Source organism: Amycolatopsis lurida (assembly GCF_900105055.1).
Lineage (GTDB): Bacteria > Actinomycetota > Actinomycetes > Mycobacteriales > Pseudonocardiaceae > Amycolatopsis > Amycolatopsis lurida.
The window spans coordinates 5,678,848-5,701,386 of the sequence record NZ_FNTA01000004.1 but is presented as its reverse complement, the minus strand read 5'-3'; the positions used below and the strand labels follow the sequence as shown (position 1 = coordinate 5,701,386).

Annotated in this window: 25 protein-coding genes; 6 read left to right on the top strand and 19 right to left on the bottom strand. The window is 69.1% G+C overall.

The window, feature by feature from the left end; all coding sequences use genetic code 11:
• Position 1: 1 nt before the first annotated feature.
• The 3 genes from BLW75_RS32465 to ctaD form a co-directional block, all read right to left on the bottom strand.
• A complete protein-coding gene (locus BLW75_RS32465) occupies positions 2-760 on the bottom strand; it encodes a peptidyl-tRNA hydrolase (protein ID WP_034308839.1) in 759 nt (252 codons plus the stop codon).
• Complete coding sequence (gene serB / locus BLW75_RS32460; RefSeq protein WP_034308841.1) at positions 757-1,986, bottom strand: phosphoserine phosphatase SerB; 1,230 nt, start codon at positions 1,984-1,986, stop codon at positions 757-759. Before serB ends, BLW75_RS32465 begins: the two co-directional genes overlap by 4 nt.
• Before the next feature lie 87 nt (positions 1,987-2,073).
• Positions 2,074-3,852 (bottom strand): aa3-type cytochrome oxidase subunit I, encoded by a 1,779-nt coding sequence (ctaD, locus tag BLW75_RS32455; protein WP_034308844.1) that lies wholly within the window; start codon positions 3,850-3,852, stop codon positions 2,074-2,076.
• Between the two features lie 134 nt (positions 3,853-3,986).
• On the opposite strand from ctaD, the gene BLW75_RS32450 reads away from it, so the two are divergent.
• Positions 3,987-4,820 carry a phosphotransferase gene (locus BLW75_RS32450; RefSeq protein ID WP_034308846.1) on the top strand — a complete coding sequence of 278 codons (834 nt, stop codon included), beginning with the start codon at positions 3,987-3,989 and terminating at the stop codon, positions 4,818-4,820.
• Here the strand turns inward: BLW75_RS32450 and BLW75_RS32445 are convergent.
• Both BLW75_RS32445 and BLW75_RS32440 read right to left on the bottom strand, forming a co-directional pair.
• A complete protein-coding gene (locus tag BLW75_RS32445; RefSeq protein WP_034308848.1) occupies positions 4,817-6,025 on the bottom strand; it encodes a glycosyltransferase in 1,209 nt (402 codons plus the stop codon). The genes BLW75_RS32450 and BLW75_RS32445 overlap by 4 nt on opposite strands.
• 110 nt (positions 6,026-6,135) lie before the next feature.
• Complete coding sequence (locus tag BLW75_RS32440) at positions 6,136-6,873, bottom strand: alpha/beta fold hydrolase (RefSeq protein WP_034308851.1); 738 nt, start codon at positions 6,871-6,873, stop codon at positions 6,136-6,138.
• 40 nt (positions 6,874-6,913) lie between these two features.
• Here BLW75_RS32440 and BLW75_RS32435 point away from each other — a divergent pair, with 40 nt between their 5' ends.
• A complete protein-coding gene (locus BLW75_RS32435; RefSeq protein ID WP_091598744.1) occupies positions 6,914-7,414 on the top strand; it encodes a GNAT family N-acetyltransferase in 501 nt (166 codons plus the stop codon).
• Between the two features lies 1 nt (position 7,415).
• Here the strand turns inward: BLW75_RS32435 and BLW75_RS32430 are convergent, their stop codons facing one another.
• Both BLW75_RS32430 and BLW75_RS32425 read right to left on the bottom strand, forming a co-directional pair.
• Positions 7,416-7,703 (bottom strand): hypothetical protein, encoded by a 288-nt coding sequence (locus tag BLW75_RS32430; RefSeq protein WP_034309256.1) that lies wholly within the window; start codon positions 7,701-7,703, stop codon positions 7,416-7,418.
• A 241-nt stretch (positions 7,704-7,944) separates the two neighbouring features.
• Complete coding sequence (locus tag BLW75_RS32425; protein ID WP_198935696.1) at positions 7,945-8,697, bottom strand: AraC family transcriptional regulator; 753 nt, start codon at positions 8,695-8,697, stop codon at positions 7,945-7,947.
• Positions 8,698-8,748: 51 nt separating this feature from the next.
• Between BLW75_RS32425 and BLW75_RS32420 the strand changes: the two genes are divergently transcribed.
• Positions 8,749-9,312, top strand: a complete 564-nt coding sequence (locus tag BLW75_RS32420; RefSeq protein ID WP_091600027.1) for a class I SAM-dependent methyltransferase — start codon at positions 8,749-8,751, stop codon at positions 9,310-9,312.
• 12 nt (positions 9,313-9,324) lie between these two features.
• On the opposite strand, the gene BLW75_RS32415 is transcribed toward BLW75_RS32420, so the two are convergent.
• Positions 9,325-10,449: an alkaline phosphatase family protein gene (locus tag BLW75_RS32415; RefSeq protein WP_034308858.1), complete on the bottom strand. Its 1,125-nt coding sequence runs from the start codon at positions 10,447-10,449 to the stop codon at positions 9,325-9,327.
• Between the two features lie 51 nt (positions 10,450-10,500).
• On the opposite strand from BLW75_RS32415, the gene BLW75_RS32410 reads away from it, so the two are divergent.
• Both BLW75_RS32410 and BLW75_RS32405 read left to right on the top strand, forming a co-directional pair.
• Complete coding sequence (locus BLW75_RS32410) at positions 10,501-10,713, top strand: FmdB family zinc ribbon protein (protein ID WP_034309259.1); 213 nt, start codon at positions 10,501-10,503, stop codon at positions 10,711-10,713.
• A gap of 98 nt (positions 10,714-10,811) precedes the next feature.
• Entirely contained in the window at positions 10,812-11,732 is a 921-nt protein-coding gene (locus BLW75_RS32405) for a mechanosensitive ion channel family protein (protein ID WP_034308860.1), read from the top strand.
• A gap of 34 nt (positions 11,733-11,766) precedes the next feature.
• On the opposite strand, the gene BLW75_RS32400 is transcribed toward BLW75_RS32405, so the two are convergent.
• Complete coding sequence (locus BLW75_RS32400; RefSeq protein ID WP_034308863.1) at positions 11,767-12,150, bottom strand: DUF6401 family natural product biosynthesis protein; 384 nt, start codon at positions 12,148-12,150, stop codon at positions 11,767-11,769.
• Between the two features lie 60 nt (positions 12,151-12,210).
• Positions 12,211-13,329: a trans-sulfuration enzyme family protein gene (locus BLW75_RS32395; protein WP_034308865.1), complete on the bottom strand. Its 1,119-nt coding sequence runs from the start codon at positions 13,327-13,329 to the stop codon at positions 12,211-12,213.
• A 58-nt stretch (positions 13,330-13,387) separates the two neighbouring features.
• Here BLW75_RS32395 and BLW75_RS32390 point away from each other — a divergent pair, with 58 nt between their 5' ends.
• Positions 13,388-13,861 carry an Lrp/AsnC family transcriptional regulator gene (locus BLW75_RS32390; RefSeq protein ID WP_034308868.1) on the top strand — a complete coding sequence of 158 codons (474 nt, stop codon included), beginning with the start codon at positions 13,388-13,390 and terminating at the stop codon, positions 13,859-13,861.
• Here the strand turns inward: BLW75_RS32390 and BLW75_RS32385 are convergent.
• The 9 genes from BLW75_RS32385 to BLW75_RS32345 form a co-directional block, all read right to left on the bottom strand.
• On the bottom strand, positions 13,858-14,691 hold the full coding sequence (locus BLW75_RS32385; protein ID WP_034308870.1) for a YwqG family protein: 834 nt from the start codon (positions 14,689-14,691) through the stop codon (positions 13,858-13,860). The two genes, BLW75_RS32390 and BLW75_RS32385, sit on opposite strands and share 4 nt — an antisense overlap.
• Positions 14,692-14,701: 10 nt before the next feature.
• Positions 14,702-15,067, bottom strand: coding sequence for a hypothetical protein (locus tag BLW75_RS32380; RefSeq protein ID WP_034309262.1), 366 nt, complete (start codon positions 15,065-15,067; stop codon positions 14,702-14,704).
• Between the two features lie 10 nt (positions 15,068-15,077).
• Positions 15,078-16,862 (bottom strand): 3-hydroxyacyl-CoA dehydrogenase family protein, encoded by a 1,785-nt coding sequence (locus tag BLW75_RS32375; RefSeq protein WP_034308873.1) that lies wholly within the window; start codon positions 16,860-16,862, stop codon positions 15,078-15,080.
• 191 nt (positions 16,863-17,053) lie between these two features.
• The gene (gene dhaM, locus BLW75_RS32370) at positions 17,054-17,728 is read right to left on the bottom strand and encodes a dihydroxyacetone kinase phosphoryl donor subunit DhaM (protein ID WP_034308875.1); all 675 of its coding nucleotides are present in this window, start codon (positions 17,726-17,728) and stop codon (positions 17,054-17,056) included.
• On the bottom strand, positions 17,725-18,348 hold the full coding sequence (gene dhaL / locus BLW75_RS32365) for a dihydroxyacetone kinase subunit DhaL (protein WP_034308878.1): 624 nt from the start codon (positions 18,346-18,348) through the stop codon (positions 17,725-17,727). The genes dhaM and dhaL overlap by 4 nt, the downstream gene beginning before the upstream one ends.
• Entirely contained in the window at positions 18,348-19,349 is a 1,002-nt protein-coding gene (dhaK, locus tag BLW75_RS32360) for a dihydroxyacetone kinase subunit DhaK (RefSeq protein WP_034308881.1), read from the bottom strand. The genes dhaL and dhaK overlap by 1 nt, the downstream gene beginning before the upstream one ends.
• 68 nt (positions 19,350-19,417) lie before the next feature.
• Positions 19,418-20,413: a DUF3558 domain-containing protein gene (locus tag BLW75_RS32355; RefSeq protein ID WP_241783439.1), complete on the bottom strand. Its 996-nt coding sequence runs from the start codon at positions 20,411-20,413 to the stop codon at positions 19,418-19,420.
• Positions 20,414-20,460: 47 nt separating this feature from the next.
• Entirely contained in the window at positions 20,461-20,715 is a 255-nt protein-coding gene (locus BLW75_RS32350; RefSeq protein WP_034308885.1) for a hypothetical protein, read from the bottom strand.
• Positions 20,716-20,725: 10 nt separating this feature from the next.
• On the bottom strand, positions 20,726-22,423 hold the full coding sequence (locus BLW75_RS32345) for a sodium:solute symporter family protein (RefSeq protein WP_034309265.1): 1,698 nt from the start codon (positions 22,421-22,423) through the stop codon (positions 20,726-20,728).
• Between the last annotated feature and the right edge of the window lie 116 nt (positions 22,424-22,539).

Sequence of the window (22,539 nt, the reverse complement as noted above, 5' to 3'; positions counted from 1 at the left end):
GCTAAGCCCTTTGGGCTATGACCGTGACTGTTCCGGGATCGACTTCGGTGAACCCGGCGTCCCGGACCGCGACGACGCCGTCACGGCGCCACGAACCTTCCGGATCCTCGACCGGGCAAAGAGCCTTCCAGGTCGCGACCGGCGGGGTCCGCACCGAGCACCGGAATCCGGTCTCGGCCCAGGCCGCCCGTTCGGCCTCGTCCAGCAGCGAAGCGAGGATCATCGTCGCGTGCCCGACCTGGGCCGCCCCCTTGCCGACGGTCATCGAGACCTCGGGGTTCAGCAGCAGCCTCGGGACACCGTCCGGCGCGGGCCCTGGCTCGTCGGCGGGGAGTTCGCTCCCGGAGATCTGCAACCGCGAGACCTCTTTCGGCGTCTCGACGACGCGGCAGGGAAGCAAGGCCCGCGCCTCGGCGCCGTCGACCTCGACCGTGATCCCCGGCAGCTCCTGGACCGCCCGCCAGTGCGCGCCGCGTGCCCGCCGGGCGACCTTGCGGATCCGGCCGTCGACCCACGCCTTGAGCGGCTCGTGCCATTCGCCCTCGGGCTCGGCGCGTTCGTCGAGACAGACCGCGACCGCGGCCGCCGCGGCGGCCTCCAGCAACGCGGTCCGCGACGGCGGCTCGGCCCGTTCCATCCGGAGGATCACCGGCATGGCCCGGACCTCGGCGGGATCCTCGTCCGAGGTGTCTTCCGTGTCTTCGGCGGGCAGTCCCAGCCAGTACGCGTAGCGAGCGGCCAGCGGCCCCAGCACGCTCATGGCCGGGAAAGCTCGAGACCGTCGGCCGCGTCGGCCGCCTCGATCTCGGCCCTGGTGACCCCGAGCAGGAAAAGCACGGCGTCGAGGTACGGGTGGGAAAGCGCGGTGTCGGCGACCTCGCGCAGCGCGGGCTTCGCGTTGAAGGCGACGCCCATTCCGGCGACCGACAGCATGTCGATGTCGTTCGCCCCGTCGCCGACGGCGACACACTGCTCCAGCGAGATCTCATACTCCTCGGCGAACCGGCGCAGCGCCACCGCCTTGCCCGCGCGGTCGACGATGTCCCCGACCACCCGGCCGGTGAGCTTGCCGTCGACCACTTCGAGCTCGTTCGCGGCGGCGAAGTCGAGGCCGAGATCGTCCACAAGGGACTGGATGATCTTGGTGAAACCACCCGAAACGACCCCGCAGCGGAAGCCCATCCGCTTCAGCGTGCGAATGGTCGTGCGCGCGCCCGGGGTGAGCTCGATGGACGCGGCGACCTCGTCCAGCACCGTCTCCGGAAGCCCTTCCAGCAACGCGACCCGGCGCTCCAGCGACTCGCCGAAGTTCAGCTCGCCGCGCATCGCGGCCTCGGTGATTTCGCGGACCTGCGGTTCGACGCCGGCGTGCGCGCCGAGCATCTCGATGACCTCGCCCTGGATGAGCGTGGAGTCGACGTCGAAGACGACCAGGCGCTTGGCGCGGCGCGCGAGCCCGGCCCGCTCGACCGAGATGTCGATCCCGGCCTCGACGGCGGCGTCCGCCAGCGCGGTGCGCAGCGCGGCGTCGGCCTCCGGGGTGTCCTGGGCGAGCGAGGTGTACAGCTCCAGCCCGGTGACCGGATAGTCGGCGACACTGCGGATCGAGTCGATGTTGACGTCCAGCGCGGCGAGGCGGCGCGCGACGTCGGAGAACGCCCGCGCGGTCACCGGACGGCCGAGCATCAGCAGGACATGCGTCGAGTCCTTCTGGCCGATGGCGAACGGGTCGGCGCCGATGGCCGAGCCGATCTTCACGTCGACCTGCATCCCCACCGACGCCATCGCCTGCTCGACGTACTCCTGCAGGCCCTCGGGGTCGCGGTACACGCCGGCGAGCACGCCGAGCACCAGCTGGCCGCGGATGACGACCTGCTCGACGTCGAGGACGTCGACGTCGTGGCGGGCCAGCACGGCGAACAACACCGAGGACACACCCGGCTTGTCGGGACCGGTGGTGGTGATGAGAACTGGTGTCTGCGTCACGGGGTCAGTCTCCCTCAGCCGAGCAAAAAAACGGCGCGTGCCTTGCCCCTGTGTGAGGCAAGGCACGCGCCGATTCCGCTTATCGGGTCACTTCTCGCTGGAGTTGTCCTTGGAGTGATCACCCGGCATGGCCGCCTCGGTGAGCACCTGGGACGGCGCCCGGTGGGTGTTGACCTTCTGCTTCCCGAAGAAGCCGATCTCACCCTCCTTGTGGATGCGCTCGACCATATGCGGGTAGTGCAGCTCGAACGCCGGCCGCTCGGACCGGATCCGCGGCAGCTCGGTGAAGTTGTGCCGCGGCGGCGGGCAGGACGTCGCCCATTCGAGCGAGTTGCCGTAACCCCACGGGTCATCCACCGTGACGATCTCGCCGTACCGGTAGCTCTTGAAGACGTTCCAGATGAACGGCAGCGTCGAGGCACCGAGGATGTAAGCGCCGATCGTGGAGATCGTGTTCAGCGTGGTGAACCCGTCGGACTGCAGGTAGTCCGCGTACCGGCGCGGCATGCCTTCGGCGCCGAGCCAGTGCTGCACCAGGAACGTGGCGTGGAAGCCGATGAACGTGGTCCAGAAGTGCCACTTGCCGAGCTTCTCGTCCATCATGCGGCCGGTGATCTTCGGGAACCAGAAGTAGATCCCGGCGAATGTGGCGAACACGATCGTGCCGTAGAGCACGTAGTGGAAGTGCGCGACGACGAAGTAGCTGTCGGACACGTGGAAGTCGATCGCCGGCGCGGCCAGCATGATGCCGGTCAGACCGCCGAAGAGGAACGTGACGATGAAGCCCATCGAGAAGATCATCGGCGTCTCGAAGGACAGCTGGCCCTTCCACATCGTGCCGATCCAGTTGAAGAACTTCACGCCGGTCGGGACCGCGATCAGGAAGGTCATGAAGGAGAAGAACGGCAGCAGCACGGCGCCGGTCGCGTACATGTGGTGCGCCCACACGGCCACCGACAGCGCGGCGATCGCCAGCGTCGCCCAGACCAGGCCCTTGTACCCGAAGATCGGCTTACGGCTGAAGACCGGGAAGATCTCCGACACGATCCCGAAGAACGGTAGCGCGACGATGTAGACCTCTGGATGGCCGAAGAACCAGAACAGGTGCTGCCAGAGGATCACGCCGCCGTTCGCTGGGTCGAACACGTGCGCCCCGAGATGCCGGTCCGCCAGGAGGCCCATCAGGGCCGCGGTCAGGATCGGGAACGCCAGCAGGATCAGGATGCTGGTGACCAGGATGTTCCAGGTGAAGATCGGCATCCGGTACATCGTCATACCGGGGGCGCGCAGGCAGACCACCGTGGTGATCATGTTGACGCCACCGAGGATGGTGCCCAGACCCGAGACCACCAGACCGGAGATCCACAGGTCGGCGCCGACGCCGGGCGAGTGGATGGCATCCGACAGCGGGGTGTAGGCGAACCAGCCGAAGTCGGCGGCGCCACCCGGGGTCAGGAAGCCGGACATCACGATCAGGCCGCCGAAGAGGTACAGCCAGTACGAGAACGCGTTCAGCCGCGGGAAGGCGACGTCGGGCGAACCGATCTGCAGCGGCAGGATGAAGTTCGCGAAACCGAAGAGGATCGGCGTCGCGTACAGCAGCAGCATGATCGTGCCGTGCATGGTGAACAGCTGGTTGTACTGCTCCTGCGAAAGGAACTGCTGCCCGGGACGCGCCAGCTCGGAGCGGATCAGCATCGCCATCGCGCCGCCCACCATGAAGAAGGCGAACGACGTGACCAGGTACATGATGCCGATTTGCTTGTGGTCCGTCGTGCGGAACAACCGCAGCAGGTACGAACCCTTAACCGACTCGCGCGCGGGATACGGGCGCGTGGCGATCGGCTTGGGGGCTACGGCCGTCACTCCTGCCTCCAACACTCAAACCTTGTGGTGGTCAATTTGCGGTCGCCGGGCGGGTTCGAACCCACTCCGGCGGCTAGTGGGGATCGTAGCCCTCACTACCGACAGTCGCGCGCACCGGCTGGCAAGATCGCGTCGTGACCGACGAACACACCCGGGCGGGAGTGGCCGCGGCCGTCGCCGTCGGTGCCCGGTACGGGCTGCCGACCGACGCCCCCGAGATCCTGCATTTCAAGTCGAACGTGCTGGTGAGACTGGGTCCAGTAGTGGCGCGGGTGCCCGGCACGACGCGCTTCGCGCGGGCCTCGCCCGAGGACTGGCTCAGGCGCGACGTCGAGCTGTCGCGGTACCTCACGGAACGTGGTGTGCTCGTCGTCTCACCGACCACGGATCCCCCGGCAGGACCGCATTTCGCCGACGGGCTGCCGGTCACGCTCTGGCACTACACGCCGCACGAGCCGGGGCACACGCTGTCGCCGCACGAGGTGGCGCTTTCGCTCGCCCGGGTGCACGACGCGCTCGCTGACTACCCCGGTGAGCTGCCCGAACTCGGACCGGTCCGTGAGCTCCGGACGGTGCTCGACCGGCACGGTGCGCTCCTGAACGGCGCGGCACCCCGGTTGTACGACGAACTCGAGCGGGTGGCGGCCGCACTGCCGGACACCGAGCCGCGGCCGCTGCACGGTGACGCCCATCGGGGGAACGTCGTCGCGACGGCGGCCGGGCCGTGCTGGCTCGACTTCGAGGACACCTGGCGCGGGCCGCTCGGCTGGGACCTCGGCGTGCTCTTCGCGGAGGCCGGGCACGAGACTTTGGCCGCGTACCCGGCCGATGTGACGCCCGCGTCGCTGGAGCCGTTCATCGCGTTGCGGCGATTGTTCGAGGTCCCCTGGCGCTTCGTGATCGCGCAGCGGTTCCCCGAGCGGCTCCCGGAGGCCGAAGCCGCCCTGGAGCGCTACTTCCTCCGTTAGACGGCGTCCAGCAGAAGTTTCGCCGCCACGTCGACGCCGTCCGTCCGCACCTCACCGCCGACCTGACGCGCCCGCGAGGCGACGTCAGGACGCAGTACCTCGCCCAGAGCGAGGGTCAGCGCTTCGGCGGTGGGCTCCCCGGCGATCGACGTTCCCACTCCGAGTTCCCGGACGCGCTGCGCGAAGTAGGGCTGGTCGAACAGCTGGGGAACGAGGACCTGCGGCACGCCTGCCCGGGTGGCCGCCGTCGTCGTGCCGGCGCCGCCGTGGTGCACGACCGCGGCGACCCGCGGGAAGAGCGCCTGCTGGTCGACGTCCCCGATGGCGAGGCAGTCGGGTTCGTCGTCGATCGGCGCCAGCTCGGTCCAGCCGCGGAACACGATCGCCCGCCGCCCGTGCGCCCTCGCCGATTCGATCATCGCCTTCGCGATCTCCTCCGGGGCACGAATGCTCCCGAATCCGAAGTAGACAGGCGGTTCCCCGTCGTCGAGGAACGCCTCCAGCTCCGGGGACAACGGGCTGTGGTCCGGCAGGATCCAGGCGCCGGTCTGGTGCACGTCGAGCGCCGACGGCCCCCGCCACGGCGCCAGCACCGGATCGGCGGCCAGCCACGGGCTCTCGGTGAAGACATGCCCGCGGACGTCGTCCACGGGCGGGAGACCGAGCTTTTTCCGCTGCGCGTTGAGCACACCGCCCCAATGCTCATTCCATCGTCGCGCGTCGTCGGCCCACAGGACCGGGATGACGGCATCGGGATTCTTCGGCGCCCACCCCGGGAAAACGGGCGGACGATGGTGCAGTGAAGGCAGCGTTATCGGGCAGTAGGCGGTGAAGAAATAGGGAATCCCTTTTCGCTCGGCCACCGAATGAGCGGCGATGTTCAACGCCATTCCCGCGACGACGGCGTCGCAGTCGTCGGCCGCTTCCGGTATCGTCTCGAACTGGTCGACGACCATGGCCTCGGCCATCTTCCGGCGCCCCTCGGGCGTGGCCATCGCCTTGGTCATGACGGAATCCGGCTTCGCGGTCGGCCGGAGTTCCGGCCCCAGCGAAACGAAAGGGATCCCGAAGCCTTCGGCCCAGTCCCGGAAATCGGGCGGCGCGCAAAGCCGGACTTCCTGGCCGAGTTCCCGCAACCGCACCGCCAAGGCCACCAGCGGCTGCACCTCACCCCTCGTCCCGATGGTGGACAGGAGTACACGCATGGAAATCCCCCTTCGGCAAAACGTGAAGGCGAGAATCGTGCACCGGGAATGGGGGCTTGCCGCAAGCCCCGGGGTCCGCTATACCTTGGAAGGGGCGAGGGAAACGTTTCTCACGCGGGGTACCAGCCCAAGATCGCTTCGACGACTCCGGCCGGATCCTCCAGCGGCGTCAGATGCCCGGCCTCCGGCAGCACGACCAACGTCGCGTCCGGCAGCGTTTCCACCAGGGTGTTCGCCTCCTCCAGCGGAGTCAGGCCGTCCTCTTCGCCGACCACGACCAACGCCGGCACGTCCGCCGAACGCAGCGTCTCGAGTGAATCGGGCCGCGCCGCCATCGCGCGTGCCGCCCACGCGACGCCGGACGGCGGCTGCGTCGTGATCAGTTCGCGAAGGCGTTCGGTCACTTCCGGACGGGCCTTTTCGGCGAGCAATCCGGGTGTGACGGCCTCGGGCATCCAGGCGGTGCCTTCCGCTTCCACCCTGGCCGCGACCTCGTGCCGGGTCCGGACGGCTTCGGGAGCGTCGGCCGTCGCCTTCGTGTCGATGAACACCAGGCCGCCCACCCGTTCCGGCGCCAGGCGCAGCACCGCCATCGTCAGGTAGCCGCCCATCGAGCAGCCACCGAGGACGACCTTGTCGAGACCGAGGCGGTCGAGCAGCGCCACGACGTCACGGGCGGCGTCGGCCAGATCCGGTTCCCTGCCGGTTTCCGGCAGCGGGCTGCGGCCGAGGCCGCGCTGGTCGGGGGTGATCAGCCGCAGGCGTTCCGAGAGCGGCGCGCGGACCGCGTCCCACATGCGGGCGTCGACAGGGAAGGCGTGCAGCAGTACCAGCGGGAGATCCTTCATGGCGATAATTCTGTCGCACCCTGGGGCTACCGTCGGATCCGTGCTGACAGAGATCAAGACGGAGAGGCTCCTGCTGCGGCGGCTGCGCGAGGCGGATCGCGAGAACATCGTCGCGCTGCAGGCCGATCCGGAGACGAACAAGTTCAACGTCGTACCGCACACCGTCGAGGGCGCGCGGGAACTGTACGACGCCTGGATGAAGCAATGGGCCGAGCACGGGTTCGGCTACCTCGCGGTGTCCGCTTTGGATGATCCCGAGGTGATCGTCGGCTTCGGCGGCGTCCGGTACCACGAATGGAACGGCGAGCGCGTGCTGAACCTCGCGTACCGATTCTGGCCGTTCGCCTGGGGCAAGGGCTACGCGACGGAGATGGCGGCCGCCGTCGTCGAATGGGCCGAGCGGGAGATCCCCGAGGTCCCGGTGATCGCCAACATCATGGTGTCCAACGAACCGTCGATCCGCGTCGCCGAGCGGCTCGGTTTCAAGATCCACACCGAGGAGGAGTTCGAGGGAGCGCCCTCATTGCACATGCGTCGCTGAGTCACCAGCGGCCTGGGCGGCGGCGGGTCCGCGCGCCCCAGCACGCCTTGTGCCAGTGGCGGCGATCGGCGACCCCGCCGGTGTCGTCGGCGGGCCAGGCGACCACATGCGGGGTTCCCTGCCGGATCTCGTGATCGCAACCGGGGCAGCGGTAGTCCTTGGTGGCCTGCGCGCCGGGCACGGTGCGCACCAGCCAGTCGCCGTCGGCGGCGGATTCGGAGCGCGCCCAGCCGGTCGACGCGCCGAGGTCGGGGCGTCCACCGCGTTCGGGCCGGTTACGTCGTGGCACGCCGAAACGGTATACGGCCGGAGGCCGTGTGATCCCGCTCGCTCGGTGTTCGGTCCGCCTGCCGAACACGCGAGTTACGCCTCCAGACACGTGTGATCCGCCAACGGATCACGCGTGTCGTCCGTCCAATCACGCGTGTCGTCCGTCCAATCACGCGTGTCGTCCATCCGATCACACGTGTCGTCCATCCGATCACACGTGACGGAAGGCGTAACTCGCGTGATTGAAGGCGTAACTCGGGCTAGCCGCCGAAGTAGGCGCCCGGCGTCACACCGACAGCGCGGCGGAAGGCGGCGACGAACGCGCTCGGCGAGGAGTAACCGATCCGGCGGGAGACCGCGGTCAGCGGCATGCCCTCGGCGAGCAACGGCAAGGACGCGCGCAGCCGCGCCTGCACCCGCCACGCGCCGAATGTCGTGCGGCATTCGGTGAGGAACAGGCGTGCGAGGGTGCGTTCGCTCGCGCCCGCTTCGTACGCGAAGTCGGCGAGACCACGGCGGTCCGCCGGATCGGCGATCACCGCCCGCGCGACGGTCAGCGCACGTCCGTCCGACGGCATCGGCACGGTGATCGGCACGACGGCCACCGGTTCGAGCAGGTCGAAGGCGACGGCCTCGGCCCGGCGGCGCGCGTCGTCGCCGAGGTCGGCGGCGCCGAGGTGCTCCAGCAGTTCCCGCAGCAGCGGGCGGACGGCGACGAGCGTCGGTCCGGGCCAGTGCACCGGGCATCGTTCCCGGGCGGCGTAGATCCCCCGCAACACGGTCTGCGCGGTCGCACCGGTCCGGTGGACGACGCCCGCCGGGATCCAGAGCGCCCGCGTCGGCGGCAGCACCCAGTACCGGTCTCCGACGTTCACGCTCAGGATCCCCCGGGCCGCCCAGGCGAGCTGGTGGCCATCGTGCTCGTGCCACGGGAGCCAGGTGCCCGCGGCCAGATCCATCTCGCCGAGCACCATCGCCGTCGACATCGGCGGCAGGAGTCCGATTTGCGACATCACTTGGCAGCCTATCGCCTACCGGTCACGGCTAGCTTCGGATTCATGCCGATGAACCTGGTGCACCGCAAACTCTGCAGTTCCGCGCTGTGGGCGAAGGCCGTCGCCCACGAGATGCCGGCCAACGTCGCCGGCTTCGACCTCGGCGACTCCGTCCTGGAGATCGGCCCGGGCTTCGGCGCGACCACGCGCGCTCTCGAAAGTCTCGTCCCCCGGCTCACGGCTGTCGAGATCGACGAAGCATCCGCGGACCTCCTCCAACGGGAGTTCGACGGCCGGGTGCGGATCGTCCAGGGCGATGGAGCGGCGTTGCCCTTCGAGGACGGCGAGTTCTCGGCGGTCGTCTGTTTCACGATGCTGCACCACGTGCCGACGACGGCGTTGCAGGATTCGATCTTCGCCGAGGCGTTCCGGGTGCTCCGCCCCGGCGGCGTCCTGCGCGCGATCGACAGCCTGGAGAATTTGCCGTTCCGGCTGCTCCACATCGGCGACACGATGAACGCCCTCGACCCGGTTTCGCTCTGGCCCCGGCTCACCGACGCCGGGTTCACCGACGTCGAGGTCGACCACGTGCCCAAGCGCTCCGTGAAGTTCTCGGCCAGGAAGCCCGCCTGACGCGTTTCGGGGTCAGCCGCGGGCGAGAACCAGCGGGACGAGTTGTTCGGCCGGGGTCAGCGAGCCGTGCTGGCCGACCAACGAGGACTCGACGGCCTCGGCCAGTTCCCGCACGAGACCGAAACGCCCCTTCGCTGCCACGACCACGTCGCCGATGCGCGGACGGACCCGGTCGGAGACCGGCCCGAACCAGCCCGCCTCGATGGCCTCGTCGCGAGGGAGGGTCCATGCCCGGTCGCCGATGACCTCGCGCCAGGCGGCCAGGACGTCGGCCTCCGCGCCTTCTTCGCTGTAGACGTGCCGCGCCCGGACCTCGCCCCCGATCGCCCGGACGCCGCCGAGCAGCGCGGGAGTGTCGTCGATGTCGAGCGCGCCCTCGACGGTCACCATGCCGTGATCGGCCACGACCGCGAGGAGCGAGCCGGGCGACAAACCGTCCACAATGGACTCCACGAGTCGGTCGACCTGCCGCAGCTGCATCCGCCACGGCGCCGAACCGGGTCCGTAGATGTGGCCCAGCATGTCGAGTTCGCTGTGGTAGCCCCAGCAGAACGCGGGCCGTGTGTCGAGACAGTGCAGGACGCAGGCGGCGAGATCGCCGAGCGCGTGGACACCCACGTAGCGCGCCCCGGACTGCGTCGCGCGGGTGAGCGCGGTGTCGGCGAACTTCGCCGAAGACACCACACTCGTCGTGATCCCGGCGGCCGTCGCGCGTTCGAACGTCGTCGGCAGCGGCTGCACCTCGCGCGGCGGCAGCGCGCCGCGGAGATCGCCGCCGTCCACATGGCTGCTCCAGCGCAGCGCGTTCAGGACGCCGGTGCCCGGCACTTCGAAGCTGTAGCCGACAAGGCCGTGCTCGCCGGACGCCAGACCGGTGCCGATCGCGCCGAGGCCGGCCGCCGTCGTCGCCGGGAAACCGACCCGCAGCGGCGACTTCGCCAGCTGGGTGAGCACAGGAGCGTCGGCGGCGTGCTCGGCCAGCAGTTCCCAGCCGAGACCGTCGATGAGCAGAACGCAGGCACTGGACGTCTCCGCCAGGCTCAGCGAGTTGGCGAACCCTTCGGCGCCGAGGGCGGACAGCACGGACGGGACGACTTGACCGAGATGCGGCACGTGCGCCGCGACAGGCAGTTCCACCAGGCCAGCTTGCCATCCCGGAGCGCGAAAGGAGATGGGATAATGCCGGACATGCCGACTTACGCCTACCGCTGCCGCGAATGCGCCGGAACGTTCGAACTGCTGCGGCCGATGAGCGAGTCCGGTGCGCCGGCGCCGTGCCCCGAGGGCCACCAGGACACCGTCAAACTGCTGACGACCGTCGCGCTGACCGGGTCGTCCTCCGGCCCCGCCCCCGTTCCCGCGGGTGGAGGCGGTTGCTGCGGAGGCGGCTGCTGCAGTTGACCCACCCGTTCGGGTGGCGCAACGTGTGATCGCCCGAATGGCGGGTACCCCCTTCCCACCAGTCTGGAAGCTCCAGTGGTGGGAAGGGAGAAAGTCCAGTGACCCCATCAGCACTGGCGGCCGTCGACTTCGGTCAAGGCGTGTCAAGCGCCTGGAGTTCGGTCGCCACCTTCGTCCCGAAACTGCTCGCGTTCCTGGTCATCCTGTTCATCGGCTGGCTGATCGCCAAGGCGCTCTCGAAGGCCGTGAGCATGGTGCTCGAGAAGGTCGGGTTCAACCGCCTCCTCGAACGCGGGGGCTTCAAACAGATGCTCGCTCGCAGCCAGTTCGACGCGTCGAACATCATCAGCAAGATCGTCTACTACGCGATCCTGCTGATCGCCCTGCAGTTCGCGTTCGGCGTGTTCGGCCCGAACCCGGTGAGCGCGCTGCTCAACGACATCGTCGCGTGGCTGCCGCGCGCCATCGTCGCGATCGTCATCGTGGTGATCGCCGGCGCGGTCGCCAAGGCGGTCAAGGACCTGGTCGCCAACGCGCTCGGTGGGGTCTCCTACGGCAAGGTGCTCGCCACGATCGCCTCGGTGTTCATCTGGGGCCTCGGCGCGATCGCCGCGCTGAACCAGATCGGCGTGGCCACCGCGGTCACGCTGCCGGTGCTGATCACCGTGCTCGCCACGGTCGGCGGCATCGCCGTCGTCGGTGTCGGCGGTGGTCTCATCAAGCCGATGCAGCAGCGCTGGGAGAGCTGGCTCGGCCGGGCCGAGGCGGAGATCCCCGCCGCGAAGGCGCAGGCCGAGGCCTACCAGCGCGGACGTGAGGACGCCGGACGCTCGGGCGGGGTGCCTGCCGAGCAGACGACGGCCCACCAGCCGGTGTCCGCCGGGCACCACGCCGCGAACCCGAACACGCCGACGCAACACCAGCAGTTCCCGCCTACCCAGGGCCAGGTGTCTCCGCACCAGGATCCCGGCCAGCGGCCCCCCGGTGGAAACATGCCCCCTCCGCCGGAATACCGCTGACCTTCCACGGGAGCGGGTGGGGCGTCCGGCCGCCCTACCCGCTCCTGGTCGGCTGGGTCCGCCGGTCGTCCATCGAGGCGGCCAGCGAACACACGCCGACCAGCCGCGCGGTCATCCAGTCGCTGGTGGTCCAGGCGGACAGATCGGCCGGAATGCGGAACGTCCATCCCTTGGCCTTCGCCTCGTCGATCAGCCCGCGCGTGTAGCCGGCGAGAAGGACGACCCCGGCGACCGCCGCCGAACCTTCGACCCCCGCCGCGAGGATGTCCCGCACCGCGGCGGAGTGCTGATCGAAGACGGCCGACAGCCCGGGCACGGCCGCCGCGGCGGCCAGCCCGGCGACACCGATCTGCTGGTGCAGCCGGGAAAGCGTGCTACGAGCCGAAGATTCCACCCAGGACGAGACCAGATCTTTCACCCGACCAGGTTAGCCAGGCCGGACGATTTGTCGACATCCCGGTGACGACGATCGCAGAATTCAGCAGGCCTTGAGCGCCTGATCCAGGTCGTGCCACAGGTCCTCGACGTCCTCCAGCCCCACCGACATGCGGATGAGCCGGTCGGTGACCCCTGCGCCGCGCCGATCGTCCTCGGCGACGATCCGGTGGCTGATCGAGGCGGGATGCTGGATGAGCGAGTCCACGCTGCCGAGGCTGACGGCCGGGGTGATCAGCCGGACCGCGCCGATGAGCGCGTGCGGATCGCCCTCGACCTCGAACGCGATCAGCGGGCCGCCGACGGCCGGGTAGTGCACGGCGCTCACGTTCGCGTGACCGCGAAGCCGCTCGACGAGTTCGGCGGCCGTCGCGGATGCGGCGTTGACGCGCAGCGGAAGTGTCGAAAGGCCGCGAAGCAGCATGTATCCGGCGAGCGGGTGCAGCACGCCTCCGGTGGCGAAGCGGATCTGTCGCAGCATCCCCGCGTCTTCGGCGCTGCAAGCGACGACGCCGCCCATGACGTCGCCGTGGCCGCCGAGGAACTTGGTCGCGCTGTGCAGGACGAACCGGGCGCCGTGCCGTCCCGGACGCTGGAGCACAGGAGTCGCGAAGGTGTTGTCGACCAGCACCGGTACGTCGCCCGCGGCGCGCACGATCTCGGCGATGTCGACCTCCCGCAAGGTCGGATTCGCGGGCGTTTCGAGCAGGACCAGCCCGGTGTCGGGCCGCAGCGCCGCCGCGACTCCTTCCGGATCGGCCCAGGTCACCTCGGTGCCGAGCAGACCGGACGTGAGCATGTGATCGGTGCATCCGTAGACCGGCCGGACGGCGACGACATGCCGTTTGCCCTGCGCGACGGCGGCGAGCAGCGAAGCCGACACCGCGGCCATGCCGGTGGCGAACGCGACGGCGTCGTCGAATCCCTCGAGTTCGGCCAGTGCCTTCTCGAACCGTTCGACGGTCGGGTTGCTCAGCCGCCCGTAGACCGGAAGCCCGGTCAGCGAGCCCGAGGCGGCGAATTCGTCGATGCGGCCCGCCTCCTCGACGCTGTCCCGCGACGGGTAGGTCGTGGACAGGTCGAGCGGAGCGGCGTGGACACCGAGGTCCGTGAGATCGTCACGGCCGGCGTGGACGGCTCGGGTGCGCAGCGTTGCGGTCATACCCAGATGGTGCGATTTTCTCCGGATCGATCGCAATATCCTCGGATATCATTCGCCGATGTCGGATTCCGTCGAACTGAGCACGGTTGATCTTCGTATTCTGCGGCTTCTGCAGAACGACGCCCGGATCTCGAACAAGGATCTCGCGGCCGAGGTCGGCGTCGCGCCCTCGACCTGTCTCGACCGCGTCAACCGGCTGCGCGAGCTCGGGGTGATCACCGCCCAGCGCGCGGAGGTGGACGCCGCCAAACTCGGCCGCCCGCTCGAAGCGCTCCTGTTCGTCCAGGTCCGCCCGCACCGGCGGGCGCTGGTCGACTCGTTCGTCGAGCATCTGCTCGCCCTGCCCGAGGTCCGTGCCGTCTACCACCTGACCGGCCCGGACGACTTCCTCGCGCATGTCGCCACCGCGTCGGCCACCGAACTCCAACGCCTGGTCCTCGACGAACTGACCGCCCGCGACGAGGTGGCCCGGGTGCACACGAACCTCGTCTTCCAGCACTGGAGCGGGGGACCTTTGCTACCGCCCGGCTAGTCGATCCGGATCTTGAAGGGGTGCGTGACGTCGGCAGGGCACGTGAAGACGTTCAGCACCCCTTGGCGGCGGAAGGACCACCCCGCCGCCTCACCTTCGGCGACTTCGCAGCCGCAGCCGACCTCGTGCTCCTCCGAGGCCAGCGCGATCGTCTGACGCAGTTCGGCGCCGCACTCCCGGCAGCCCAGCTCGTGCCGATCGGTCGCGTCCCAGGCGGTCCAGCCGCCGATCTTCGAGTACTGGTCCAGCTCCGGCCAGCCCTCCGGATCGTCGCCCGAGCCCTCGGGGATACCGAGCGCGGCGCGGGTCTCCGCCGGGAAGTCGCAGAGCCGGGGCAGCTCGTCGATCGAGCACGGTTCGAAAACGCAGGGATCCGGCACGTAGGCGGCTTCGGCGTTCTCGGGGGCCGGAGGCTCGTCCGCGATGTCCCGCACCTCGCCCGAATCACGCCACACCAGCCGGACGGCGGGCCCCTGGTGATGCGGGCTGTCGTGCCCCATCGGGCAGAACAGGATCTGCAGGACGTCGGTTCCTTCGGGGAAGGGCAGCTCCGGGAAGTCGTCGCGGAAGAACTGTGCCGCGGCGACCATCGCCGGAACGGGTTCGTCGAGCGGATGCCCGCCCGTCCACGCGTCGTCGGACGCGTCCGGGTCGGGCGGCCAGGTCACCGGGCACTCCGGCCACGGCTCGTCCGACGGCCAGAGCAGCGGACCGCCGAAGTGGCTTTCGTCCGGACCGGGCACTCCCGGCGCGGGATGCAGCCGGATGGCCGTCCGGACCAGATCGTTCAGGCCGGGAATGGGCATTCCGTCGTAGGTGAGCTGACGCACTCCCGGGAGCTTAGAGGTCCGGCAGCGGATCTTCAGGTTTCGCACCGTCCCGCATGATCTCGGCGTCGGCCGCGTGGACGACCGCGATGTACTCGTCGTCGATCTCGTAGTCGATGCCGTTGAACTTGAACCACGGGACGGTCGACGTGTCGACCGGGCCGATCCGCTGGTTTCGCAGTGTCGTCGAGACCACCCGTTTCGGGGTCTTCCGGCTCAGGTACCCGGTGGTGAGGATCGTGATCGTCTTACGGGTCACCGCGAAGAACACGCTGGGATTGGTACTCCCCAGGATGTCGGCCGGGAACACGTAGTGGATCTCGTCGTCCGGATCGAGGAGTTCCTTGATCCGCTTCCTGACCCCTGAGGAAACCGGCATGCCGCCCAAGTTACCGGGCCGAGTAGTCCTTGAACCCCTTTCCGGTCTTCCGGCCGAGCCGTCCAGCGGTCACGAGGTGTTCCAGCAACGGCGCGGGCGCGAAGCCCTCTTCGCGGAATTCGTTGAACAGAGTCCGCTGGATCGCCAGCGAGACGTCCAGCCCGACGACGTCGAGCAGCTCGAACGGCCCCATCGGCAGCCCGCAGCCCACCTTCATCGCGGTGTCGATGTCGTCAGCCTCCGCGTAGTGCGCTTCGAGCATCTTCACCGCGTCGTTCAGGTACGGGAACAGCAGCGCGTTGACGATGAAACCGGCCCGGTCGCCACAGTGCACGGGATGCTTGCCCAGCGCCGCGCAGACGGCGTCGACGGTCGCGACCACGTCGGGCGCGGTGGCGATGGTCGAGACGACCTCGACGAGTTTCATCACCGGCGCCGGATTGAAGAAGTGCACGCCGACCACGTCCGAAGGCCGCGAGGTGGCGGCCGCGCATTCGATCACCGGCAGGGACGACGTCGTCGTCGCCAGGACCGCTCCCGGCTTCACGACGTCGTCGAGCGCGGCGAAGACCGCCTGCTTGACGGCCAGGTCTTCGGCCACCGCCTCGACGACGAGGTCGACGTCGGCCAGTTCCTCGAACTCCACCGCGGGCGAGATCCGGCCGAGCGCGGCGGCGGCGTCCTCCTCGGACAGCTTGCCCTTGACGACGGCCTTGTCCAGCGACTTCTTCACCCGCGCGACCGACGCCGCGGCCTTCTCCGCGCTCCGCGCCCGCAGGATCACCTCGTAACCGCGTTTCGCGAACACCTCGACGATGCCCGTCGCCATGGTCCCGGTCCCGACGACGCCGACCTTGCGCACCTCACGAGGCGCCACGGTGTCCGATGTGGACACTGTGGACTTCGTGACCGCGTCGGTCACCGTCGGCGAATCGGGCTCGTCGTAGGCGTAGAAACCCCGGCCCGCCTTCCGGCCGAGCAGCCCGGCGGTGATCATCTGCTTCAGCAGCGGCGCCGGCGCGTGCAGCCGGTTACGCGACTGGTGGTACATCGTGTCGAGGATCTCGTACGCGGTGTCCAGCCCGATCAGGTCGAGCAAAGCCAAGGGCCCCATGGGATACCCGCAGCCGAACCGCATGGCCGCGTCGAGATCCTCGCGCGTGGCGTAGCGCTGCTCGTACATCCGCACGGCGTGGTTGAGATACCCGAAGAGCAGGGCGTTGGCGATGAACCCGGCGCGGTCGCCGATCACCACCGGGGTCTTGCCGAGGCGTTCGGCGAACGCGACGACGTCGATGACCACCTCGGGTTCGGTGACGACGGTGCGGACGATCTCGACCAGCTTGAGGATCGGCGCCGGGTTGAAGAAGTGCATCCCGACGACCTTGCCCGGCCGCGCGGTGTGCACGCCGATCTCGGTGATCGACAGCGAGGAGGTGTTCGAGACGAAGATCGTGTCCGGGCCGGTGATCTTGTCCAGCTGTGCGAACACGTCGGATTTCGCTTCGAGGTTCTCCGGGATCGCCTCGATCACCAGGTCCACATCGGACAGTTCGGCCAGCGACGTGGTGTACCGGATCCGGCCCAGCAGCGCGCTCCGGCCGTCGGCGTCGAGTTTGCCGCCGGTCACCGCCCGTTCGGTCGAATGCTCCAGATGACCCCGGCCGCGATGGACGCCGTCGTCGTCGATCTCCACCGCGACGACGGACACGCCGCTCCGCGCGAGCACCTCGGCGATCCCGGCACCCATGGTGCCGAGACCGATGACTCCCACACTCGAGATTTCCCGCGCCACAACCGGCCTCCGGAGGTTACTCGCTGGTAGTTTCTCCGATCGTGCCATGCCGGGGCGTGGAAAGCAGCGGCTGTCACCCTCCGAATCGAGTAAGTGTCACTCGCGTAAGAGAGCTGAAGGACGCTTTCCCCGCATGTGACGCGGCGAAAGCGCCCATCACCGCACGAGATGAGGGGAAAGCGTCCTTCAGCTCACTCGCCGAAGTTCTGGTCCACGAGATCTTTGATCTTGGTGAGTGCTTCGCCGGCCTGCGCACCCTTCGCGCGAACCTCGATCCGGTCGCCCTGACGGGCACCGAGCGCCATCAGCGCGAGCACGCTGTTGGCGTCCGCGGTCTCGTCGCCGAGCCGCACGGTGACCTGCGCGTCCAGCCCCGCGATGCTCCGGACCAGTACCGCGGCGGGCCGCGCGTGCAACCCGACGTCGTTCCGCAGCGTGAGCTCGACACTGCTCTCGCCGTCCTGCGCGCCTTCGTCGAACGTCAGGTCCGGTGGCGCGCCCGCCGACGCGGCCGCTTCGGCGACGGCCTTGCGGTCCGCCCCGCCCTGTGCCGCGACGGCGGCGGCGATCGCGCCTTCGACCAGCGGCGCGTCCACGACGACCGCGGCCGACGGGTCGGCGAGCGATTCGACGGCCAGTTCCGCGGTCATCTGCGCGCTGCCGAGGTCGTACAGCAGGACGACGCCCGCGCCCGAATCGGCTCGCTGCGTCGCGGCGACGACCTCGTCGTAATCCGTCCCGATCCCGCCGTCGGCCAGGCCGCCCGCAGCCGCGATGGTGACGTCCGGCGCCATCTGCGCGGCGAGTTCCGCGAGCCCTTCGGCGAGTTTGGCGCTGTGGGAAACGAGCACGATTCCGACGCTCACTTGGCGGCCTCCGCGAACGCGCGCAGCAGCAGAGCCGTCGAACGGGCGCCGGGGTCCATATGGCCCTTTGCCCGCTCGCCGAGGTACGAGGCCCGGCCCTTGCGCGGTACGAGCTCCACAGTGGACTCGGCGCCCTTGTCCGCGGCGTCCGCCGCGGCGGTCAGGATCTCCGCGATGCCGGAGCCGGAGGCTTCCTCGGCGGCGGAGACGGCGGGGATCAGGGCGTCGACCATCGTCGCGTCTCCCCCGACGGCCTTGCCGCGCGCCTGCACTCCTTCGAGTGCCGCGCGCAGGGCCTCGACGAGCAGCGGACCGTCCACTTCGGCCGCGTCGCCCAGTTTGACCGACGCGCGCAGGAAAGCCGTGCCGTACAACGGGCCCGCCGCGCCACCGACCTTCGAGATCAGTGTCGTGGCGGCGAGCTTCGCGACCGCGGCGGGGGTTTCGGGAGTCGCGGAGTCCAAAGCGGACACGATGGCGCCGAAGCCCCGGTCCATGTTCTCGCCGTGGTCGGCGTCGCCGATCGCGCGGTCGAGGTCGACCAGTTCGGCTCGATGCTCGGCGATCACGGCGGCCGTCGCCCGCAAGGCGGCGGCGAACGTCTCGGCGGTGCAGGCCATCAGACTCCCCACCTCAGGGCCGGGGTGTTCACCGGCGCGTCCCACAACTCGGTCAGCTCGTCGTCCAGTTTCAGCAACGTCAGGCTCATCCCCTGCATCTCGAGGCTGGTGATGTACGGCCCCACCAGCCGCCGTTCGACCACGATCCCACGCTCGGCCAGCAGCCGCTCGGCGATCCCGTGTGCCAGGTACAGCTCGACCAGCGGGGTCCCGCCCATCGAGTTCGTGAACAGCAGGACCTTGTCGCCCTCGGCGAAGGGCAGGTCCGTGACCACCGCTTCCACCATGCGCGCGACGAGTTCGTCGGCCGTCACCACCGCGGTCCGCTCGATACCGGGTTCACCGTGGATGCCGATGCCGAACTCGATCTCGTCGTCGGCGAGGTCGAAACTCGGCTCGCCCGCGTGGGGCACGGTCGGCGCGGTGAGCGCGACGCCGATCGACCGCACCTGGCCGATCACCTTGCGCGCCAAGGCCTCCACGGCGTCGAGCGTGTCGCCTCGTTCGGCGGCGGCACCGGTGACCTTCTCCAGCAGTACCGTGCCGCCGACCCCGCGACGGCCGGCGGTGTAGGTGGAGTCCTTGACCGCGACGTCGTCGTCGATCACCACGCTGCGCACGTCCAGCCCTTCGGCGGCGGCGAGTTCCGCGGCGGTCTCGAAGTTGAGCACGTCGCCGGTGTAGTTCTTCACGATCAGCAGCGCGCCCGCGTCCCCGGTGGTGGCCTTGACCGCGGCCTCCACGGCATCCGGCGTCGGCGAGGTGAACACCGCGCCCGGGACGGCGGCCGCGAGCATGCCCTGCCCGACGAAGCCACCGTGCAGCGGCTCGTGCCCGGAGCCGCCGCCGGAGATCACCGCGACCTTGCCCGCCACGGGCGCGTCCACCCGCACCACGAGCGCCGGGTCGTCTTCCACGCGCAGGACGTCCGCGTGCGCCGCGGCGAGTCCGCGCAGGGATTCCGCGACCACCGTCTTCGGGTCGTTGATGATCTTCTTCAAGGGTGGCCTCCGGCCGTCGGCGGGTGGGGTGTCCCCTTCCTACCTCGCCCGGCCGGATGCCGCCAGCGTCAGGGCTTCGGCAGCTTGGAGATCACCGATTTGGCGACCTTCGCCGCCTTCCCGCACGACGCCGCTTCGTCCTTCTTCTCGTCGTAGTTCTTGTAGATCACGCTGGCGATCTCGACCTCGTCGTCCGCCCACGGCTTGTGCTGCCACTCGATCTTGCACTCGGCGTCACTGCCGCTGCCGATCTTCTGGTACGCGCTGACGCCGTCGATGTCGATCTTCTTGGTCCCGTCGCGTTCCTCCGGCGGAAGGCCGCGGCGGAAATTGATCGAGATCCTCGGGTTGGAGCCCGGCGTCCAATCGCAGGAGTGGAAGGTGGTCAGCGTGCTCGCGCCATGCGGCACCACCTCGTTGAGGGCGGCGGTGTCGGCCGCGGTGCACGGATCGACAGCGGTGAGCGTGCCCGCGACGGCCGGGTATTTCGCCGGTGACGCGTGCAGGCTCTTCACGGCCTTCGCGGCCACCGCGCGGCCTGTCGCGCACGCGTCGCCGCCGTCGTAGGTGACCGAGAAGCTGATCCCGCGCTCAGGCTTGCGCAGGGTCATGATGCCGACGTCGCAGCTCTTCCCGTCCTTGTCCTTCCGCTCGATCTGCGGCAGCCCGTCGACCGCCGAAACGGTGACGCCGTTGGCCGAGGAGTAGATCGACGCGCCGATTTCGACCCTGACCGTGAGTGCCTTGCCTCCGGCGTCCACGGCCTTCGCCCGGCAGGTGCCGAACGAGCTGAGATTGGCCGTCGGGTCCTCCGGCGTGCCGAGGCCGCCCATGACTTCCTTGCTCACCAGCCCGCACGGGTCGATCGTGCGCAGCACCGCGGGGGTGACCGCCGGATCGTTGATGTCCCCGTCGGGCACCCCGCCGGAGCCACCTTCGGCGGCGACGGTGGTCCGGGCGAAGTTGGCCTTGCCGAGGTTCTGACCGCAGGCCGACACCGCGCCGAGCGCGGCCACCAAGGCCAGCACGGACGCGATCCGGCGACGTCGAGCGTTGAACAGCACGAAGTGCACGGTAGCCGGAGCTCCTCGCCGGTGTCCGGACAACCCGGCTATTCGCCCTCGGTGCTCGGCGGGACCACGATGGGGCGCAGCTTCGCCCACAGCACGAACAGCGCCGCGAACACCAGCATGCCGATGCCCGCCCACAGGTTGATCCTGACGCCGGCGGCCTTGGCCAGCTCCTCCTCGGTGGTGAACCACAGGCCCATGATCGTGAGCACCAGCCCGTAGCCGCCGATGAGCAGCGCGATGATCAGCCGGATGTCGAAGACGCCGGCCTTCTTGGGAGCTTGCGACGCAGCCATCTCCGGCCTCCTAGAAGATGATGTTGAGCACGATGGTCAGGATCAGCACGATGCCCGCGAGCAGTCCCGGCTTGCGGTACCAGCCCGCGTCGTCGCCGGTCTCGTCGTGCTTCAGCGACTCCTTCGGGGTGAGGGAGTAGACGAGGCCGACCAGCTGAGCCTCCGGCTTCGGCGCGGTGGCGAGCGAGACCCCGACGCTGACCGCGATGTCGACGACGAACGCGGTACCGGCGGCCACGAAGCTGATGCCCTGCCCGGTGAGCCCGAGGACCCCGGCCTGCGACAGCAGCCACACGGTGATCGCGGAGGCGGTACCGGACACCAGGCCGACCCAGCCCGCCGTCGGCGTCATCCGCTTCCAGAACATGCCCAGGATGAAGGTGGCGAACAGCGGCGCGTTGAAGAAGGAGAACAGGTCCTGCAGATAGGTCAGGATGTTCCCGGAGTTCGACGCGATGAACGCGGTGCCGATCGCGAGCACGGTGCCGATCGCGGTGACCAGGCGGCCGAGCCGCAGGTAATAGCCGTCCGACTCGTTCTTCTTCACGTACGACTGCCAGATGTCGTAGGTGAACACGGTGTTGAACGAGCTCAGGTTCGCGGCCATACCGGCCATGAAGGACGCGAGCAGACCGGCGAGCGCGACGCCGAGCATGCCGTTGGGCAGCAGGTCGCGCATCAGCAGCAGGATCGCGTTGTTCGCGGTCACGCCGCTGGGCGCGTCGCCGCCCTCGAGCAGGATCTGCTTGTCCTGGACGTACTCGGAGACGGTGACCGCGGCGATCATGCCGGGGATGATCACGATGAACGGGACCAGCATCTTCGGGAAGGCGCCGATGATCGGCGTTCGCCGCGCGGCCGACATGCTCTTCGACGCCATCGCGCGCTGGACCTCGACGAAGTTCGTCGTCCAGTAACCGAACGACAGCACGAAACCGAGACCGAAGACGAGACCCAGCACCGACAGGAAGCTGTTGCCGAAGCCGGTGAGGTTGTCACCCGGCCACGAGTGCAGCTGCGCTTCGCCGCCGGGGCTCGCGGTGATCTTGTCGACCAGGCCCTGCCAGCCGCCGACCTTCACCAGGCCGACGATGGTCAGCGGCAGCAGCGCCGCGACGATGACGAAGAACTGCAGGACCTCGTTGTAGATCGCGGCGGAGAGGCCGCCGAGCGCGGTGTAGGAGAGCACGACCGCGGCCGCGACGATGATCGACACCCACAGCGGCCAGCCGAGCAGGAGGTTCACCACGCTGGCGAGCAGGAACAGGTTCGCGCCCGCGATGAGGATCTGCGCGCTCGCGAAGCTGATGCCGTTGACCAGGTGGGCGGGTTTGCCGAACCGGCGGAGCATGAACTCCGGGACACTGCGGACCTTCGAGCCGTAGTAGAACGGCATCATCACGATGCCGAGGAACAGCATCGCCGGGATCGCGCCGATCCAGAAGTAATGGACGGTCGGCAGGCCGTAGAGCACGCCGTTGGCCGACATGCCCATGATCTCGACCGCGCCGAGGTTCGCCGAGATGAAGGCGAGACCGGTGACCCAGGCGGGCAGCGAGCGGCCGGAGAGGAAGAAGTCGAGGCTGCTCGAGACCGACCTTCGCGCCATGTACCCGATGCCGAGCACCAGCGCGAAATAGAAGGCGAGCAGGACGTAGTCGATCGGACTTGCGTCGAGCCGCAGGTTCGCATCGGCCAGCACGTGCAACCGACTCACCTCCATAGTGAAAATGTCCACGAGAAACGCCTGGATCACGTCAATCGCGGACCATACTGCATGGATTCAGGAACGGCAGTGCGGGTGGGCGGCGACCGCGTGGGCGT